Below are 19,520 nucleotides of genomic sequence, written 5' to 3'. Positions count from 1 at the left end.
GGGCCCTTCTGCATTCAGGCCTGCTAGAGCGGCTCCCCCGGCTCGATCACCGGCGGGCCGCTCACCGGGCGCGGCGGGGTGCGGTCACGGCGGCGCTCCCAGCGCCAGAACGCCCAGCCGATGGCGAGGAAGGCCGCCCCACCAAGCGCGAGCGACTGCGCGGAGTGGCTGAGCAGCGGTGACAGCAGGCCGGCGATCAGCGCGTTGAGGACCAGGCTGGTGAACGCCTGCAGCGAGGATGCGGCGCCGCGCTGGCGCGGATACATGTCGAGGATCGACAGCGTGATGATCGGAAACACCAGTGCGATGCCGAACGAGTTCAGCACCATCGGCAGCACCGCCCACGGCACCTGCGGCTGGTCGACGAACAGGTTGTAGGCGGTGTTGAGGGCGATCGCCACGCCGCTGCAGGCGAATCCGATGTCCACCAGTCGCCTGCCGCTGATGCGCCCGGCCGCGCGCCCGGACACCCACGCACCCGCCATCATCCCGCTGATCATCGGCACGAAGAACCAGCCGAACTGGCGTTCGTCGAGGCCGAGGATGTCCATCACGAACGCCGGGGCCGAGGCGATATAGAGAAACAGCGCCGAGAAGTTGAATGCCGATGCGGCCGCCAGCCGCTGGAAGCGCGGATTGACCAGGATCGCCCTGTAGTCGCGCGCCAGGCACGCGGGCACCAGCGACCCGCGCGCCTCGCGCGGATGGGTTTCGGGCAGCCAGCGCCAGGTCGCGAACAGCAGCAGCAGCGAGAACACCACGAGGAACCAGAAGATCATCGGCCAGCGCTGCCAGCCGAGGATCCAGCCACCGATGATCGGCGCGATCGCCGGTGCGACGCCGAAGATCATCGACACCTGGCTCATCAGGCGCTGGGCATCGTCGCCGTCGAACATGTCGCGGATCACCGCGCGCCCGACGACCAGCCCGACGCCGGCCGACAGCCCCTGCAACGCGCGGAAGACCAGCAGCGTGGGCAGGTCGCGCGACAGCGCGCAGCCGATGGAACCGACGATGAAGACCACCAGCCCTCCCAGGATCACCCTGCGCCGGCCCAGGGCATCCGACAGCGGCCCGTGCACGACGCTCATCACGGCGTAGGCGATGAGGTACACGGCGATGGTCTGCTGCATCGCCAGCTTGTCGGCACCGAACTCGGTGCCCATCTGCGCGAACGCAGGGAAGATGGTGTCGATCGAGAACGGGCCGAACATCGCCAGCCCCGCCAGCAGCAGGGCGATGCGGCGGGTGGACGGCACGGAAGACGCGGGGGCAGTCATTCGTGGACCTCGGCGCCCGGCAGAACCAGCACGTCGGGAACTGACGGTGCTGCCGGACGATGGTGAATGGGGGCGGCGTGCCGATTGGCGGCCACGGAATGCGTCATGTTAAGCCGGCACCCCGGTCGGGCCCGTGGTGGCGGGATATAATCGGCCGCAGCAACCGACGGTGGGAGAAGCGGCCCTTTCGAGGCAACCGCTGCCGAAGGCGCAACCGCCCGCAATCGCTCAGGCTCCCCAACCATCGCCGGCACAACTCTGGAGAGACCGGTTCATTCCGGCGCCGAAGGGGCACGAGACGCAGCACCACGCGGCTCCAAACTCTCAGGCAAAAGGACAGAGGGGCGCATCGACCGCCGGACGACCGGCGTGTCGCTCCCGTATGACGCCGGCGCAGCCGGCCACGCGGGCGACAGCGATGCCCCTCCGCCCGTCTGCCGGAATGCCGCCATGTCCCAGCCTGCCCCTTCCCTGCGCGCCCTCGAACACCACGACGCGTTCCTGGAACGCCACATCGGCCCCAACGAGGCCGAGATCGCCCACATGCTCGACGTGATCGGCCAGCCGTCGCTGGACGCGATGACCGATGCCATCGTGCCGGCGAGCATCCGCTCCGCCGATCCGCTCGATCTGCCCGCCCCCATCGACGAGCACGAGGCGCTGGCCAGGATCCGCGGCCTGGCGAAGAAGAACCAGGTCTTCCGCAGCTTCATCGGCCAGGGCTATTACGGCACCCGCACGCCGAACGTCATCCTGCGCAATATCCTCGAGAACCCGGCCTGGTACACCGCGTACACGCCCTACCAGGCGGAGATCTCGCAGGGCCGCATGGAAGCGCTGATCAACTTCCAGACCATGCTGTCCGACCTCACCGGCATGGACATCGCCAATGCCTCGCTGCTCGACGAGGGCACCGCGGCGGCCGAGGCGATGACTCTGGCCAAGCGCTCGGCGAAGTCGAAGTCGAACGTGTTCTTCGTGTCCGAGCGCGTGCATCCGCAGACGCTCGAAGTGCTGCACACCCGCGCCGATGGCCTGGGCATCGAACTGCGCGTGGGCCCGGATGCGGAAGCCGCGCAGGCCGACAGCTTCGGCGTGCTGCTGCAGTACCCCGATACCTTCGGCCAGGTGCATGACCACGCCGCGCTCGCCGATGCCGTGCACGCGCGCGGCGCGGTGGTGGCGGTGGCCGCCGACCTGCTGGCGCTGACGCTGATCAAAGCACCGGGCGAATGGGGTGCGGACATCGTGGTCGGCAACACCCAGCGCTTCGGCGTGCCGTTCGGCTTCGGCGGCCCGCATGCCGGCTACATGGCCTGCCGTGATGCCTACAAGCGCTCGATGCCCGGCCGCCTGATCGGCGTGTCGGTCGACGCCGAAGGCAACCATGCCTACCGCCTGACCCTGCAGACCCGCGAGCAGCACATCCGCCGCGAGAAGGCGACCTCCAACATCTGCACGGCGCAGGTGCTGCTGGCGGTGATGGCCGGCATGTACGCGGTCTACCACGGCCCCGAGGGGCTCAAGCGCATCGCCCTGCGCACCCATCGCCTGGCGGCCATCCTTGCCATTGCACTGGGCAAGGCCGGCATCACCGTGGGCCCGGACTTCTTCGACACCCTGCACGTGGTCGATGTCGACGCCGATGCGATCCACGCGCGTGCACGCGAGGCCGGCATCAACCTGCGCACGATCGACAGCAACAGCGTGGGCATCAGCCTGGACGAGACCACCAGCCGCGATGACGTCGTCGCGCTTGCGAAGCTGTTCGACGTCGCGATCGACGACATCGACGTGCTCGATGCCGCCGCCACCGACGCGCTGCCGGCCGGCCTGTTGCGCACCTCGGCCTATCTCCAGCACCCGGTGTTCAACACCCATCACAGCGAACACGAGCTGCTGCGTTACATGCGCGCGCTGGCCGACAAGGACCTGGCGATGGACCGCACGATGATCCCGCTGGGCTCGTGCACGATGAAGCTCAATGCCACCGCGGAGATGATCCCGATCACCTGGCCGGAGTTCGCCAACATCCATCCGCTGGCACCGGCCGAACAGACGCAGGGCTACCAGGAACTGATCGACGGGCTGGAGCGGATGCTGGCCGAGATCACCGGCTACGACGCGGTGAGCTTCCAGCCGAACTCCGGTGCGCAGGGTGAATTCGCCGGGCTGCTGGCGATCCGCGCCTACCACCAGTCGCGCGGTGAAGGCCATCGCGATGTCTGCCTGATCCCGGAATCGGCGCACGGCACCAACCCCGCCTCGGCGCAGATGGTGGGCATGCGCGTGGTGGTGGTGAAGTGCGACCGCGACGGCAACGTCGACGTCGACGACCTGCGCGCGCAGGCCGAGAAGCACGGCGAAAAGCTCGCTGCGCTGATGGTCACCTACCCGTCCACGCATGGCGTGTTCGAGGAGGCGATCGTCGAGATCTGCGAGATCGTCCACCAGCACGGCGGTCAGGTGTACACCGACGGCGCCAACATGAACGCGCTGGTCGGCGTGGCGCGCCCCGGCAAGTGGGGTTCGGACGTTTCCCACCTCAACCTGCACAAGACCTTCTGCATCCCGCACGGCGGCGGCGGCCCGGGTGTCGGCCCGTGTGCGGTGAAGTCGCACCTGGCGCCGTTCCTGCCGCGCGCGTTCGGCGGCGAGGGCGAGGTCGGCATGGTGTCCGCGGCCACCCACGGTTCGGCATCGATCCTGCCGATCAGCTGGATGTACATCGTGATGATGGGCGCCTCCGGCCTGAAGCGCGCCACCCAGGTCGCGCTGCTCAATGCCAACTACGTGGCGAAGCGGCTGGAGCCGCACTACCCCACCCTGTACAACGGCCGCAACGGGCTGGTGGCGCACGAGTGCATCCTCGACCTGCGGCCGATCAAGGACGCCACCGGCATCAGCGCCGAGGACGTCGCCAAGCGACTGATCGACTTCGGCTTCCACGCACCGACGCTGAGCTTCCCCGTGGCCGGCACGCTGATGGTGGAGCCGACCGAGAGCGAGGCCCTGCACGAACTCGACCGCTTCATCGACGCGATGATCCAGATCCGCGACGAGATCCGCGCGGTCGAGGAAGGCCGGCTGGAGCGCGAGGACAACCCGCTGAAGAACGCCCCGCATACCGCCACCATGGTGACCGGCAGCGAGTGGACGCACGCCTACCCGCGCGAACTGGCGGCGTTCCCGCTGGCCACGCTGCGGCGGCAGAAGTACTGGCCGCCGGTGGCGCGCGTGGACAACGTGCACGGCGACAAGAACGTGATGTGTTCCTGCATCCCGATCGAGGCCTACCGGGAAGAGGAAGCCGACGCCTGACGCGCCGCGCACCGTAGTAGAACCAGGCCCCCTCCCGTCGCCGGGAGGGGGTTTTCCTGGGCGCCTCCAACTCCGGGACGATGTCGTCGGTCTGAAGTGGCTCGGTACGCGTGTAGCCCCATTGGCCGCCGTGGGACGCTCGCCCCGTTCGGCGAACGGGCGTCGGCGCCGGCCGCGCTCAGGCGCCATTGCCCATCGTGCGCACCGGGGTGCCCTCGCTTGGCGGCGGCTTTGGAGCACGCCGGAGTGCCGGGCGTCGCTGAGGTGCTTCGTTGGGCTTCGCGCTGCCCGTCGCGCGCACCGGGGCGTGTACTCCCCCGGCCGGAGTCCGCGTCCAGCTACCACGGCCGGCCGCCGGCCATCCATGGCCGGCTGGGAGCACACACCCCGGTGCACGCGACGGGCCCGGGCAATCGTGGGCGTCGGCAGGGAGAGCAACAGCGGGTGCCTCCGCTCTTGCGTGCCGTTGGCGATCTGCAGACTTCGGCACTGAGATCAGGAGCGGTTGCCGCGAGAGCCGAATGCCACCGACCAAGGGGCTGGTTCCTGTCTTTGACTTTGATCTTCGACCAGACGCGACGACAGCTCGGTGCCCGCCGCGGACGCAGGGGGATGTCCAGAGCCGGTCATGGATGGCCGGCGGCCGGATGTGGGAGCAGGACGCGGAGATATCCGGCTGGGCATCCCCCTGTGGCCGCGGCGGGCTGCACGCGCCCCGCCCAGCCGGTGCTCTGGCTCTGGCCCAGGCTTTCCGGGCGCGAAGCTCCGCGCTCGGTGGAAACCCCTAATCGCGAGTTGAACCTTTTTGTCGGGGGAGCTGGCGTCACCAACGGGCAACGGCGGTTTAACAGCGGCGGGCACAGCATGGAGCGCCCGACCCGGAGCCCCGCCATGTCAGATCTCACCATTGCCTTGCTTGTCGGCAGCCTGCGCAAGGACTCGTTCAACCGGAAGCTCGCCGACGCGCTGCCGGCACTCGCGCCCGATGGCGTGCGCTTCCAAATCCAGCGCATCGACGACCTTCCGCTCTACAACCAGGACGACGACGACAACCCGCCCGAAGCGGCGACGCGCCTGAAACAGGCGATCACTTCCGCCGATGGCGTGCTGTTCGTGACCCCGGAATACAACCGTTCGGTTCCGGGCGTGCTCAAGAACGCGATTGACCATGCCTCGCGCCCCTCTGGCCAGAGTGCATTCGCAGGCAAGCCCGCCGGCATCCTCGGCGTCTCGATCGGCGCCATCGGCACCGCGTGCGCGCAACAGCACCTGCGCACCATCCTCGCCTACCTCGACATGCCGACGCTGGGCCAGCCCGAGATGTTCCTTGCCGCGGACAAGGTACTCGACGAAGGTGGCCACATCGCCGCCGGCAGCCGCGACTTCATCGAGGGCTGGCTTGACGCCTACCTCGATTTCGTGCGCCGCCATTCCAGCTGAGCGCTGCCCCTGCACGGCGTGGTGATAATTTCGCCACGCCGTGGGGGATCATCACCCTGGTCACAATTTCGCCACATCGGGAAATCGCCCCGTGCGATGCCGCCGGGTGACGGGTGTCCCGCGCGCTTCCACAGACTTGCCCACAGGCCAGGTGGATAACTCCACAGCCGCTAATGGCCAATTTATCGCCATCCCCGGCGTGGCATCAGGCCTGCAGATCCAGGCATGAAACAGTTGACTTGCGCAGCCGGGGCCGGATCGCGCTATTCGTCCAGGGCCGTTCGCACCCGGAACACCACGCTCATGCGTGGACCCGGATCGCGCCTGGTTTTGGGGATGCCGTGTTCGTGGGTGAGCTGCGAGGCATGGCTCATGCTCAACACGCTGCCCGGCTGCAGATCGATGCGCACCAGCCTGCCATTGGCGCGCGCGCGGATGTTCATCTGTCGCGGCGCGCCGAGCGACACCAGCGTGATCGGATGCCCGGGGATGAGCGTATGCAGCTTGTCGTTGTGCATCGCCACCGAGTCGCGGCCATCGCGGTAGAGGTTCAGCCCGACCGCGTTGTAGGGCGCCGGCGCCACGCCCTGCACATGGGCAAGCAGTTCCGGCAACGGCAGGCCTGCAGGTGCCGATGCCAGCCGCCACGACGCCAGCAGCCGCGGCACTTCCACCACCCGGTCGTACATCGGCCGTGACATCTGCCGCCAGGCGATGCCATCGCGCAGCGCCTCGAACCACGCCTGCGCCAGCTCCGCCGGAATCACATCCGGCCAGTAGCGGATGCCGCCCTCGGCGTCATCGACCAGCTGCAGCACCGGGGAAAACAGGTCCATGGGTCAGTGGAAATCGCGCGATGGCAGCGACAGCCCGCCCAGCAGGTCGCTGAGGTCCTCCAGGTCGCCAGCGACCAGGTGCTCCACGCCATCCACCCGTTCCCAGCGACCGCGCACCGCCAGCAGGCGCGATTCCAGCAGCGCGCGACGGCGACGCAGCGCCAGCGTCGGCCAGACGATCACGTTGATCATCCCGTCCTCGTCCTCGAGGGTGACGAAGATCGTGCCCTTGGCGGTGCCGGGCCGCTGGCGCTGGGTGACCAGCCCGGCCACGTGCACGCCACTGCCGTGACGGCGCTCGCGCAGCGCACGCAGACCCAGGATGCGCCGCTGGGTCATCTGCGCACGCAGCAGGGCCATCGGATGTTCGCGCAGGGTCAGGCCGACGCTGTGGTAGTCGGCCAGCAGTTCCTCGCCACGTCGCGGCGCCGGCAGTTCCACGGTAGCTTCTTCCGGGCTGCCCGGCAGCAAGGGCAGGCGGCGTTCGATGCCGGCCACCGCCCAGCGCGCGGCATTGCGATGGCCCGACAGCGACCGCAGCGCATCCGCTTCGGCCAGTGCGGTGCGCGCCTTCTCGTCCAGCCCGGCGCGCAGGCACAGATCGGCGATATCGAAAAACGGCCGCTGCGCGCGCGCCTCGACGATGCGCCGCGCCACCGCTTCCGGCAGCCCGGCCACCTGGCGCAGGCCGAGGCGGATCGCCGGCTGCTCGCCGCAATCGTCGTCGTCACGCCACGGCGTACCACCGACCAGGGTGCTGTCCCAGTCGCTGTGCATCACGTCCACCGGCAGCACTTCTACCGCCTCACGTTCCGCGCTGCCTCGACGTGCGTCCTGCACGATCTGGCTGGGCGAGTAGAACCCCATCGGTTGCGAATTGAGCAGGCCGCAGGCGAAGGCCGCCGGCTCGTGGCGCTTGAGCCAGCAGCTGGCATAGACCAGCTTGGCGAACGAGGCCGAATGGCTCTGCGGGAAACCGTAGGAACCGAAGCCCTTGATCTGTTCGAAGATCTGGTCGATGAACTCCGGCGCATAACCTTTGCCTTCCATCAGTTCGCGGATGCGCACACGGTGCGGCTCCATGTCGCCGCCACGCCGCCACGCCGCCATCGAGCGCCGCATGCGGTCGGCCTCCTCGGGCGTGTAGCCGGCCAGGATCACCAGTTCCATCACCTGTTCCTGGAACAGCGGCACGCCGAGCGTTTCGCCGAGGATCGCCTGCACGTCCGGCGACGGGTACAGGATCGGCTCCTTGCCCTGCCGGCGGCGCAGGTAGGGATGCACCATCTGCCCCTGGATCGGCCCGGGCCGCACGATCGCCACCTCGATCACCAGGTCGTAGAAACGCGCAGGCTTGAGCCGCGGCAGCATCGCCATCTGCGCGCGCGATTCGATCTGGAACACGCCGACCGTATCGGCGATCTGGATCATCGCGTAGGTGTCCTTGTCATCGCCGGGAATCGTGGCGATGTCGTAGTCGCGGCCACGACGCCCGCGCACCAGGTCCAGCGTTTTGCGGATGCAGGTCAGCATGCCCAGCGCCAGGCAATCGACCTTGAGCAGCTTCATCGTCTCCAGGTCGTCCTTGTCCCACTGGATGATGGTGCGCTCGGCCATCGCCGCGTTCTCCACCGGCACCAGGTTCCACAACGGCTCGTCGGAGATGACGAAACCGCCCACGTGCTGCGACAGGTGCCGCGGATGGTCGCGCAGCTGCTCGGTGACGTAGAGCACGCGCTGGATCAGCGGATTGGCGAGATCGAAGCCGGCTTCGGTGATGCGCTGCTCCATCGGCGTGGCCCCGTTGCCCCAGCCGTAGCAGTTGGCCAGCAGGGTGATCTGGTCGGGCGGCAGGCCGAACACGCGCGCCACGTCGCGCACCGCGCTCTTGCCCCGGTAGCTGATCACCGTGGCCGCCAGCGCGGCGCGCTCACGGCCGTACTTCGCGTACACGTACTGGATGACTTCCTCGCGCCGCTCGTGCTCGAAGTCGACGTCGATATCCGGCGGCTCGTTGCGCTCCTTCGACAGGAAACGCGCCATCAGCAGGCGGGTCTCGTCGGGATTGACCGCGGTGATGCCGAGCGCGTAGCAGACCGCCGAATTCGCCGACGAGCCGCGGCCCTGGCAGAGGATCCCGCGGCCGCGCGCGAAGCGGACCACGTCGTGCACGGTGAGGAAGAACGCCTCGTAGCCGAGGCCCGCGATCAGTTCCAGTTCCTCCTCGATCGTCGCCCACACCTTCTTCGGCGTGCCTTCCGGCCAGCGCTCGCGCGCGCCTTCTTCCACCAGCTGGCGCAACCAGGTGGTGGCGGTGTGCCCTTCGGGCACCAGTTCCTTCGGGTACCGGTAGGCCAGCGTGCGCAGGTCGAACCTGCAGCGCCGGGCCAGTGCGACCGCGCAATCGAGCAGGTGATGCGGATGGATGTTGCCCAGTGCGCGCCGCGTACGCAGGTGGCGCTCGCCGTTTCGGAACAGGTGCGCGCCGCACTCGGCCAGCGGCAGGTTGTGGCGGATCGCGGTCAGCGTGTCCTGCACAATGCGCTCGCGACGCGTGGCCATGTGCACGTCGCCGCTGGCCAGCGCCGGCATGCCGAGCACATCCGACAACGCCAGCAGGTCCTGCAGGCGCCGTGCATCGTCGCGTTCGCGGTGCAGTTCCACCGCCAGATGCGTGCGCATGGTGCCGAACACCCGTTGCAGCCAGCGGCCCTCGTCCGCGTCCGGCTCGCCCCCCGGCAGCCACAGCGCGAACACGCCCGGCGCCGTGTCGGCGAATATCGTTTCCACGTCCGCGCGCGTCAGCCGGTAGGTGCCCTTGCCGCCGGCGCGGCGGCCGGTGGTGATCAGCCTGCACAGCTGCGTGTAGCCCTGCGCGTCCTCCACCAGCAGCACGAAGCGCAGGCCGTCGAGCAGCCTGAACTCGCTGCCCACGACCAGGCGGATGCCGGTCGCCTCGGAAGCTTCCAGCGCACGCACGATGCCGGCCAGCGAACATTCATCGGTGATCGCGAGTGCCTCGTAGCCGCACTGCGCGGCACGCGCGAACAGCTGCTCCGCACTGGAGGCGCCGCGCAGGAACGAGAAATCCGACAGGCAATGCAGTTCCACATAGGCCGGCAGGTTGCCGTCATCACCCACGGCGTCGTTGGCGGCCTGGCGCAGGCGCTGGCCGACCGCCCAGGCGCGGGGGATCTGCACTCCGGGTGTGTCGCGGCCGAGCCCGTCGAAGAGATCACCGGTCATCGCCAGCCGCCCTCATCCGAACCACCCGTGCAGCATCCAGCCGTCGCGCTGGCCGGCGGGCGTATAGGCCCAGGCGCGCTGGCCGAGTGACGTCCGCACCACGTAGTAATCGCGGCGCACGTCGTCGCCATCCCACCAGCCGCTTTCCAGCCGTTCCGGGCCGTGCAGGATGTCGATGCGGCTGTCGCGCAGCGGCAACGGCTGCGGCAGCAACCAGCCCGGGCGCGGCGGCCGCGGCGGCGCCGCGGGCGATGCGTCCGCCTCGCCATCGACCCGCCGCCAGGCGCGTTCCGGACGTGGATCGTCGGCAGGGGCCAGCCGGTACACCGCGGCATCGCCCAGCCGGCCACGCAGGCGCTCGCGCAACTGCGGCCACGGGGTGCCCTGCTGCAGGCGCTGGTCGAACAGGTCGCGGCTGGCGGGTACGAACGGCGGCAGCGACGCGGCGTGCAGGCGCAGTGCCACCACCGGGCGCGTCACCTCCACCCGCTCCAGCCGGCTGCGCGCCACCTCGAACAGCAGCGCGGGATCGCGCTCGGGGGCGAGCAGGCCGACGTCCACCGTGGTGTGGCCTTGCTCGTGCTCCAGCCGCAGTTCAAACCGCTGCACGCCGCCATCGCGGATCGACAGCGCGGTGCACAGGTCGCCGATCATCCGCCGCAGCGGAAACAGCAGCGCCATGTGGCTCTCGACCTCGTAGCCCATCTCGATGCGGGCATCGAAGCGGTCCGGTGGCGCATACCAGGGCAGCGGATCGTCCGCCTCGCCATACAACCGCTGCAGATGGTCGAGCACGCCGGCGCCGAAGCGGCGGCGCAGGGTGTCGGACGGCAATCCGCGCAGCGTGCCCAGCGTGCGCACGCCCATCCGGTGCAGGCGTTCGCCGTCATCGCCGGGCAGCGCCGCACGCCGCACCGGCACCGGGTCGAGCACGCGCGCCATCGCATCGGCATGGGTAACGGCGAACCCGTCGCGCAGGCCGGCCAGCACCCGTGCCGCACGCGGGGTGGGCGCCAGCGCGATGCGGTGGCGGAAACCGAGCGCGACGAGCTCCTCGCGCAAACGGCGCTCGAAGCGCGGCCACGGCCCGAACAGGCGGAAGCTGGCGCGGGCCTCGACCACGATCGCCCCCGGCCAGGCCGTACTGACCAGCGAGCTGTGGCGATAGGCCCAGCCGGCCAGGAACTGCTGCGCTGCGGCTTCGCGCGCGGGGGCGTGCTCGACCATGGCGAAGCCGGGCAACAGCGCCTGCGCGGCGACCAGCCGCTGGCCGGGACGGAGGCCGGCAGCGGCGGCGGTGGCATTCACCGCATGCAGGCTGCGCAGCTGCGCCGGGCCGGTGACCAGCGCCAGCGGTGCGTCCGGATCAGGGCAACGGCGAAGGACGGCGTCGAGCGCCAGTTGTGGCAGGAGGATGCAGGCCCAGAGCATGGTCGCGGCTCAATGCGGAAACGCGGCCAGTGGAGCCGACTGCAGTTGCAGGGGCCGGGACGGCAGCTGCCCGCCGCGGCATTTGCGTACATGCCAGGCGCCCTCGACCCATTCCAGCCGCAACGCCGCCGGCGACGGGTTGCCGGCATGGCGGCGGTCGCGCACCGCGAACGCACAGCAATCGCCGCTGTCGGCCGCCACCTGCAGCCGCCGCAGCGCACGCTCGTCGGCGCTGCGCGGCCAGCCCACCACCGCCGCGCAGGCGCCCGAACGCAGGCACTGTTCGAATGCCCACAGCGCATCGCGTGGCTCGGCCTCCACCACGTGCAACCAGGCCAGATCGACGCCTGCCGCCTGCCAGGCCGGCGCATACGGCACGTACGGCGGCGCCACCAGCACCACCGGGCTGGCAGCCGCGGTGAAACGCGCCAGCGCCGGCAGCAGCAGTTCCAGCTCCCCCACCCCATCGGCCGGCAGCAGCAGTTCGCTCAGCGCACGCCGCGGCCAGCCGCCCTGCGGCAGCACGGCATCGAGCGCGGCATGACCGGTGGACTCGCCATCGACCATGCGCACCGCGCCCTTGCCCGCCGGCCAGACGGTGCGGGCGGCGAGCAAGGCATCCAGGGCCAGTACTTCGCCCATGGCCTCAACCCTGCCGCAGCAGGCCGCAGAACAGCCCTTCGATGGCGAAATCCACACCCGCCAGCACGTTGATCGGCGCATGCGCCGGATTGCGTGGCAGCAGGCGCAGGCGGTCGCGCCGCTTCTCCAGCCGCTTGATGGTGATCTCGCCATCGAGCCGGGCGACCACGGTCTGGCCATCGCGGGCATCGGCACTGCGGTGCACGCCAACCAGGTCGCCATCGAGGATGCCGTCGTCGATCATCGAATCGCCCTGCACCCGCAGCAGGTAGTCCGGGCGCAGCGCGAACAGCCCGCGGTCCAGCCACAGCTGCTGGTCCAGGCCGATATCGGCGCCGATCGGCTGGCCGGCCGCCACCCGGCCCAGCACCGGCAGGGCCAGCAGGTCCGGGCGCTCGTTGGTGGCCAGGCGGATGCCGCGGGCATGGCCGGCGGCGTGTTCGATCAGCCCCGCTTCGGCCAGCGCATGCACGTGCTTCTGCGCGGCACTGCGCGAGGCGAAGCCGAACTGCGCGGCGATCTCGGCCAGGCTCGGCGGCCGGCCCTCGGCGGCCCGCTCACGCAGGAAGGCAAGGATGGCGGCACGGCGTGGAGACAATGGCGAGGACATCGGCAGGAGGGCTGAAAGCGGAACCCGAGTGTACAGATGTACACCCGTCCCTGCCTGACTTGGAAGGCAGCTTCGACGAAGCCGGTTTCGCCGACTGGCTGCGCCGCCGCCCGGTGATGCCGGCTGCGACTCCCCGGCTCAACGAAACGGGGCGCCGCCTGCCAGGACCCAGCGGCACGCACGTCAACCCCGGGTCGAAGCTCCCGTCGGCGACCGACGGGCGCAGACGCGCGGACCGCTGTCTGCCAGCGCTGTCAGTCCGACTTCCTGCGCGTACGCGCGGCCTTCTTTGCCGCGGCCTTGCGGCCCGTCGAGCCCTTGGTCTTCGCCGCCTTCCTGGCTGCGGCGGAACGGTCCGCGGCGGTGCGCTTGGAGGCCGCCTTCCTCGCCTGCGTCGACAACGCCTTCTTGCCGGCGACCTTCTTCGCGGTGGTCTTTTTGCTGGCGGTCTTGAGCGCCTTCTTCGCCGCGGTGGAACGCTTGGCCGAGGTTTTCTTCGTCGTCTTCGAAGCCTTCGTGTCCTGCGCCGCCTTCTTCTTCGTCGCCTTCGACGCGGTCTTCGACGGCTTGGCCTTGACGCCATCCCGGCGTGCCTTGGACAGGCCGATCGCGATCGCCTGCTTGGTGTTCTTCGCGCCGTGCTTGCCTCCGCGCACGTGCTCGATCTCTTCCTTCACGTATTCGCCGGCCTGGGTGTTGGCGGACTTGCCCTCGCGCTTGGCCTGCTTGGCGGCCTTGCGGGTCTTCTGTTCCGGCATGACGGTGGCTCCAATGGCGTGGAGCGTTCGATGTAGCAACCGCGGCGTGAAGCAGGTCGCAAGGTCAGCGGCGGTACCAGTCGCGCACAACTCCGGGAAGCACGTGGTCGATGTCGATCGACAGCGCGTCGAAGGCATCGAGCTGGTCGCGCAGGCGACGCTGTGCCGGCGTGTCGCCAACCAGGCCGTCGAGTTCGTCGACCGACAGCTGCAACAGCGTCCATTCGTGCAGGCCATCGCGCCGAGCCGAGAGTGCAGCGCGCAGCCACGCCTGCAGTGGCCGCACGCAGTAACCCTGCACGGCGAGGTCGCGCACCGCCGCATCGAGCAGCGTTTCGACGCCGCGGAACCATTCGGTGCCGCCACCGGCCTCCATCCGCACCGACAATGGCGCCGGTGCGTTGTGGTCACGCAACGGTGCGTGCAGCAGCAGTTCGAGACCGCGCGCATCGCGCACCGATTCGGCCTCCACCAGCACGCCGCGTTCGAGGTCGAAGAAGTCGTACCAGCGCGGATGCAGCGCAGCGATGCGCCCGAGCGGATCGCGCGAGAAGCCGATCTTGCAGTGGTCCTCCCAGCGGCACGGGAACACATAGGCGAAGCCGCGGCCGTCGATCGGCACGCCGGCATCGACGCCGGCGCCCGGACCGGCATCGACCGGATCCATCAGCCGGTACCGCGACGACGCGGGGCGACAGGGGCGGCCGACGCCGGTTCCCAGCCGAACACGCTGCGCCCGCCGTAGCGGTGCGACTGCGCACGCTCGTCGGCAAGGAAGGCATCCAGCGTCGGCCCGGTGGCGGTCGCTTCCAGCGTGCGCGACTGCGCATCCAGCCGGCGGATCGCCGCCAGCCGCTCCTCGTTGCCAAGCTTCGCCTGGCCGACCGCCTGCTTCATCACCGCGATGGTGTGGTCGAACACCTTCGTCGGCACCGGGAACGGATGCCGGTCCTTGCCGCCATGCGCCAGCGAGAACCGCGCCGGATCGGTGAACCGGCATGGGGTGCCATGCACCACCTCGGCCACCAGCGCCAGCGCACGCACCGTGCGCGCCCCCACGCCGGGCACCTGCAGCAGTCCGGTGAAGTCACGTGGGCCGGCTTCGGCAGCCGCGGCCAGATTGCCGTGCAGGCGCCGCAGCACGAGATCGCTGGCGCGCACCTCGTGGTGGTCGGGCAGCGACAGGTGCGGCAGGCCGGCGGGCCGTGATGCGGGCGCCGGTGCCGCGGGGGTGGTGTCGCCGAACAGGTCGCCGGTGACGACATCCGTGCGGCGCCGCCGGCGCACCGGCCCGGCAGCGGACGAGGCAGTCCGCGGCGAGGGATGTTCCTGCGCAGCAACCGGAGCGACGGTCGCCGCGTCCACACCCAGACGGGCGAACTCGCGGGCGATCGCATCCGGCCCCATCGCCGCCAGCAGCGTGACCTGCGCCTCGCGCGAGGCCGCCGCACGGCGGTCGGCGAGATTGACGATCCGCCCCTGCCCGGGGCCGTCGATCGCCGCATGCGGCGCATCGACGAAGCTCTCCAGTCCTTCCGACAGCCAGTGGTAACGCCGCGCCTGTCCACGCCCGCCGTGCATGCCCTGCTGCACCACCACCCACTTGCCATCGTCGGCAACGATGAAACCGTGCAGGTAGAGGTCGAAGCCGTCCTGCACCGCGGCGCTGTCCACCTTGGCCACCAGCCGGCTCGTGCGCGCCAGTGCGGCACCATCGACGCCGGTGCGCTCGCCCACCGCCATCAGTTCGGCAGGGGTGCTGCGCGAATGGCGTCCACGTCCGCCGCACACGTGGATGCCGAGCTCGCCCGACAGCGGCGCCAACCCACGCTTGAGCGCGCCGATAACGCTGGTGGTGATGCCGGACGAATGCCAGTCCATGCCCATCACCGCACCGAAGCTCTGGAACCAGAACGGATGGGCGAGCCTGCGCAGCAGCTCGTCGCGGCCGTACTCGATGACGATGGCCTCGCACAGCACCGCGCCCAGCCGCGTCATCCGCTGGCCCAGCCACGCGGGCACACGCCCGCCGTGGAGCGGAAGATCGGCGCTGCCGGTACGTCGTGACATGCGCCGGATTCTGCGGTGCCGGCGTCTCAGTCGATGAGATCGCCGGCCGCAGATGCCGGAGCCTGCGGGCGCCCGCGCGCCACAACCGCGATCGGCGCATGCAGGGCCACCCGCTCGCTTCGGCGGGCACCGCCGCGGTCGGCAACGGCCCGCACCCGGGCTGCTGTAAGCCTCAACCCAGCCGCTTGCGCACGATGCGGTCGAACACCGCCGCGGCCACCGGCAGCAGGTTGTCGTCGAAGCGATAGGTCGGGTGGTGGCACATCGCGCTTTCCATCCCGAGGAACAGGTACGCGCCCGGCCAGCGTTCGAGCATGTAGCTGAAGTCGTCGGAGAACGGGAACGCACGCAGGTCGGTTTTCACGTTGTCGGCGCCGAGCACCTCGCCCATCGCCTCGGCGGCAAGCGCGGCCTGCTCCTGCGCGTTGACGCACGGCGGGCAGTAATGCGGCAACTGCAGGTCGATGGTGCAGCCGGACATCGCCGCGAAGCCCTCGCACAGCGTACGCAGCCGCGCGAGCAGCTGGTCGTGCACCCCGGTCGACAGCGCGCGGATGGTGCCGGCAAGCGAGGCGCTGGCGGGGATGATGTTGTGGGTGGTGCCGGCCTGCAGGGTACCGACGTTGATCAGCGCCGCTTCCATCGGGTCGATGTGGCGGCCGACGATGCCGGAGATCTCCACCGCCAGCCGCGCTGCTACCTGCAACGGATCGGTGGCCCGATGCGGCGCCGCCGCGTGGCCGCCCACGCCCTCGATCTTGATCTCGAACACCCCCAGCGACTGCAGGGTCGCGCCCGTGCGCACGCTGCCCTCGCCGAAGCCCAGCAGCGGCATGTTGTGGAAGGCGTAGACCTCGTCGCAGTGGAAGCGCCCGAACAGGCCGTCGTCGATCATCCGGATCGCGCCGCGGCCGCCTTCTTCCGCCGGCTGGAACACCAGCACCACGCGGCCGGTCTTCGGCGGATGCGCGACCAGGTGGCGCGCGGTGCCCAGCAGCGCCGCGGTGTGGCCGTCGTGCCCGCAGGTGTGGGCGACGCCGGGCCGCTGCGAGCGGAACGGAAGATCGTTCTGCTCGTCCATCGGCAGCGCATCCATGTCCGCGCGCAGGCCGATCGATGGCCCGGGCACGCCGCTGTCGATCACCGCCACCATGCCGGTACCCCCGAGGCCGCGATGCACCTCGAGGCCAAGCGATTCCAGCACTTCGGCCACCAGCGCCGAGGTGCGCTCCTCCTCGAAGCCGAGCTCCGGCCAGGCATGGATACGCTGGCGCCACTGCGCCATCTCGGGCGCAAGCGCCTGCAATTCGGGGGAAATGGTCGACATCACGGCACCACGCAGAGGGGGCCCGCGATGGGACCAGAGCGGGCACGCACTGTCAAAGCCGCATGCCGCCATCACCGCGCGCCAGGGGAACCGCACGCGGCCGGAACGCCACGCGCCGGTCGAACGCCACCGTCAGAAACGACGAAGCCGCCTTGCGGCGGCTCCGGTCGTTCAACCCGCCTGATGGGGTCAGGCGCTCTGCGGCATGCCCTGCGGCGAGGACGCACGCTTCGGCCGGCTCGGGAACGCATGGCGGGTGATCCGCCACAGCACCTCGCCGAACTGCCGCGGCAGCGAACCGACGTCGTAGGGCTGGCCATAGCGCTTGCAGATCTCGCGCACTTCCTTGGACATCTCGCGATAGCGGTGCGCGGGCACGTCCGGGTAGAAGTGATGCTCGATCTGGTGGCTGAGGTTGCCGGTCAGCAGGTTCATCACCGGGCCGCCGCCGATGTTCGACGAACCGCGCAGCTGGCGCAGGTACCAGTGGCCACGCGATTCGTTGCGCAGCACCTGCTTGGGGAAGGTCTCCATGTCGGCGGTGAAGTGGCCGCAGAAGATCACCACGAAGGTCCACACGTTGCGGATGCCGTTGGCGACCAGGTTGCCCAGCAGCACCGGCAGGAAGAACGGACCGGCCAGCGCCGGGAACAGCACGTAGTCCTTGAGCAGCTGGCGGCCCATCTTGCGGCCGACCGGCTTGAATTCGCGCCGGATCTTGGCGCGCGCGCCCTTGCCACCGAACAGGCGGCCGACCTTCAGCTCCTGGATCGCCACGCCCCACTGGAACAGCAGCGCGAACACCGGAACGATCAGCGGCTGGAACAGGTGGTACGGCTTCCAGCGCTGTTCCGGGAACACGCGCAGCAGGCCGTAGCCGATGTCGTCGTCCATGCCGCGCACGTTGGTATAGGTGTGGTGGCGGTAGTTGTGCGAATGCCGCCAGTTGTCCGACGTCGCCACGATGTCCCACTCGTAGGTGCGGCTGTCGAACTGCGGGTCGTTCATGAAGTCGTACTGGCCGTGGATCACGTTGTGGCCGACTTCCATGTTCTCCATGATCTTCGACAGCGCCAGCAGCAGCACGCCGACGATGCACGCCGGCCACAGCAGCCACGGCACGAACGCCCCGCCGATCGCACCCACCATCAGCAGCGCGCGACCACCGAAGCCGGTGTAGCGCACCCAGCGCACCACCTTGCGGATGTAGTCGGCGTCCACCTTGCCGACGTCGGCCATGGTGCGGGTATGGAGCGCGTCGAGCTCGGCACCGAAGGCGTCGAGCTGCTGTTCGCTGAGGCGTACTGCTTTGGTCTTGGACATGTCGTTCCGCATTTCAGAGATCGAGGACGAGGTCGGTCAGCGCACTGTTCACGCACAGCTTCAACGCGTGCGTCGGCTCTTCGCCGGCGCTGCCGGTGCGCAGGTCGCGCACGGCGCCGGCGGACTTGCCGCAGGCGCAGGTGTTGCAGATGCCCATCCGGCAGCCGGAGCGTGGCTTGAGGCCTTCGGCTTCCAGCGCGTCGAGCAGGGCCACGCCACGCGGCAGCTGCAGTTCGCGCCCGCTGCGCGCCAGGCGCACCGACACCGTGCCGGTATCGTCGGCAGGCGGGCGCGGCAGGGGCGTAAACGCCTCGGTGCGCAGCAGCGGCACGCGGCCGTCCAGCAGCGTCTCCACGGTGGCGATGAAACCGCCGGGGCCGCAGGCATAGGTCTGGCGGCTGCCGTGGTCAGCTGCCAGGGCGTCCAGCAGCGCGGCGTCGATGCGCCCGCCGGCCTCGTCGTCGGCCGCCGGCATTTCACCGGTGAGCACGAAACGCACGTCGAAGCCGGCATGGCGGGCGGCCAGTGCACGCAGTTCGTCGGCAAAGCAGAACTCGGCGCGGGTACGCGCCCAGTACAGCAGGGTCACCGGGGCGGGCATGCCCTGCGCGGCCAGCTGGCGTACCAGCGCCATCAGCGGGGTGATGCCGCTGCCGGCGGCAAGCAGCAACCACGGCGTGGTGGTGTTGGCCGGCACCAGCAGTTCGCCGAAGCCCGGCCCGATGTCGAGCACATCACCGATCCGCGCCGGATCCAGCAGGTGGCGACTCATCCGGCCGCCCTCCACGCCCTTCACGGTCACGCTGATGCGGCCATCGGCATGCACCGGCGCATCCAGACTGTAGCTGCGGGTCACGCGGATGCCATCGATGACGGCGGTCAGGTTGACGTGCTGGCCCGGCAGTGCGCCTGCCCAGTGGCGGTTCGGCTTGAGCACCAGGGTCACCGCGCCGGCAGCCGCGGGCGCGTGGCCGACGATACGTGCCAGCGGGCGCTCCCAGGTCCAGGTCGGATGCAGGCGCTGGGCCCAGAAATCGAACACCGGCGGCGGCATGAAGGCACCGGCCACCTGGGTCAGGCGGCTGCGGCGACGGGCTTTCGGGCTGGGAAGGGCTGACATGGGAGCGAATGTACACGCATCCTTACAGGCGTGTATACACGTGTGCATTAAATGCGGGGAGGGTCACAACGGGATTCAGGCAGGTGATCGCGCGTCGTCACGGGCTGCCGCATGGC

13 protein-coding genes, 1 pseudogene and 1 riboswitch are annotated in these 19,520 nt (G+C 69.7%); of the genes and pseudogenes, 2 read left to right on the top strand and 12 right to left on the bottom strand.

Annotated elements, in window-relative coordinates:
* Positions 1–23: 23 nt before the first annotated feature.
* A complete protein-coding gene (locus LDO11_RS04900) occupies positions 24–1,280 on the bottom strand; it encodes a multidrug effflux MFS transporter (RefSeq protein ID WP_232140564.1) in 1,257 nt (418 codons plus the stop codon).
* 248 nt (positions 1,281–1,528) lie between these two features.
* Positions 1,529–1,630: riboswitch (glycine riboswitch) on the top strand.
* A 100-nt stretch (positions 1,631–1,730) separates the two neighbouring features.
* On the opposite strand from LDO11_RS04900, the gene gcvP reads away from it, so the two are divergent.
* Together gcvP and LDO11_RS04890 are read left to right on the top strand one after the other, a co-directional pair.
* Complete coding sequence (gcvP, locus tag LDO11_RS04895; RefSeq protein ID WP_232140563.1) at positions 1,731–4,601, top strand: aminomethyl-transferring glycine dehydrogenase; 2,871 nt, start codon at positions 1,731–1,733, stop codon at positions 4,599–4,601.
* 891 nt (positions 4,602–5,492) lie between these two features.
* Complete coding sequence (locus LDO11_RS04890; protein WP_232140562.1) at positions 5,493–6,041, top strand: NADPH-dependent FMN reductase; 549 nt, start codon at positions 5,493–5,495, stop codon at positions 6,039–6,041.
* A 263-nt stretch (positions 6,042–6,304) separates the two neighbouring features.
* Here the strand turns inward: LDO11_RS04890 and LDO11_RS04885 are convergent, their stop codons facing one another.
* From LDO11_RS04885 to LDO11_RS04835, 11 genes and pseudogenes are all read right to left on the bottom strand, one after another.
* Entirely contained in the window at positions 6,305–6,877 is a 573-nt protein-coding gene (locus LDO11_RS04885; RefSeq protein WP_232140561.1) for an alpha-ketoglutarate-dependent dioxygenase AlkB, read from the bottom strand.
* Between the two features lie 3 nt (positions 6,878–6,880).
* Positions 6,881–10,123 carry an error-prone DNA polymerase gene (locus LDO11_RS04880; RefSeq protein ID WP_232140560.1) on the bottom strand — a complete coding sequence of 1,081 codons (3,243 nt, stop codon included), beginning with the start codon at positions 10,121–10,123 and terminating at the stop codon, positions 6,881–6,883.
* A 12-nt stretch (positions 10,124–10,135) separates the two neighbouring features.
* Positions 10,136–11,554 carry a Y-family DNA polymerase gene (locus tag LDO11_RS04875; RefSeq protein WP_232140559.1) on the bottom strand — a complete coding sequence of 473 codons (1,419 nt, stop codon included), beginning with the start codon at positions 11,552–11,554 and terminating at the stop codon, positions 10,136–10,138.
* Between the two features lie 9 nt (positions 11,555–11,563).
* Positions 11,564–12,196: a translesion DNA synthesis-associated protein ImuA gene (gene imuA, locus LDO11_RS04870; protein WP_232140558.1), complete on the bottom strand. Its 633-nt coding sequence runs from the start codon at positions 12,194–12,196 to the stop codon at positions 11,564–11,566.
* Between the two features lie 4 nt (positions 12,197–12,200).
* Positions 12,201–12,806: a transcriptional repressor LexA gene (gene lexA, locus LDO11_RS04865; RefSeq protein ID WP_129136255.1), complete on the bottom strand. Its 606-nt coding sequence runs from the start codon at positions 12,804–12,806 to the stop codon at positions 12,201–12,203.
* 254 nt (positions 12,807–13,060) lie between these two features.
* Positions 13,061–13,564 (bottom strand): DNA-binding protein, encoded by a 504-nt coding sequence (locus tag LDO11_RS04860; protein ID WP_232140557.1) that lies wholly within the window; start codon positions 13,562–13,564, stop codon positions 13,061–13,063.
* Positions 13,565–13,628: 64 nt separating this feature from the next.
* Positions 13,629–14,218, bottom strand: a pseudogene (locus LDO11_RS04855) (GIY-YIG nuclease family protein).
* A 12-nt stretch (positions 14,219–14,230) separates the two neighbouring features.
* On the bottom strand, positions 14,231–15,634 hold the full coding sequence (locus tag LDO11_RS04850) for a DUF763 domain-containing protein (RefSeq protein WP_232140556.1): 1,404 nt from the start codon (positions 15,632–15,634) through the stop codon (positions 14,231–14,233).
* Between the two features lie 172 nt (positions 15,635–15,806).
* Positions 15,807–16,961: an amidohydrolase gene (locus tag LDO11_RS04845; protein ID WP_232140555.1), complete on the bottom strand. Its 1,155-nt coding sequence runs from the start codon at positions 16,959–16,961 to the stop codon at positions 15,807–15,809.
* 189 nt (positions 16,962–17,150) lie between these two features.
* Positions 17,151–18,284 carry a fatty acid desaturase family protein gene (locus LDO11_RS04840; RefSeq protein ID WP_129136260.1) on the bottom strand — a complete coding sequence of 378 codons (1,134 nt, stop codon included), beginning with the start codon at positions 18,282–18,284 and terminating at the stop codon, positions 17,151–17,153.
* Between the two features lie 13 nt (positions 18,285–18,297).
* Entirely contained in the window at positions 18,298–19,404 is a 1,107-nt protein-coding gene (locus LDO11_RS04835) for a ferredoxin reductase (protein ID WP_232140554.1), read from the bottom strand.
* Positions 19,405–19,520: the final 116 nt, after the last annotated feature.

It is taken from the genome of Alterluteimonas muca, from assembly GCF_021191595.1.
GTDB lineage: Bacteria > Pseudomonadota > Gammaproteobacteria > Xanthomonadales > Xanthomonadaceae > Luteimonas > Luteimonas muca.
Note: the sequence above shows the minus strand (reverse complement) of the source record. Positions and strands in the feature narration are given on the sequence as shown.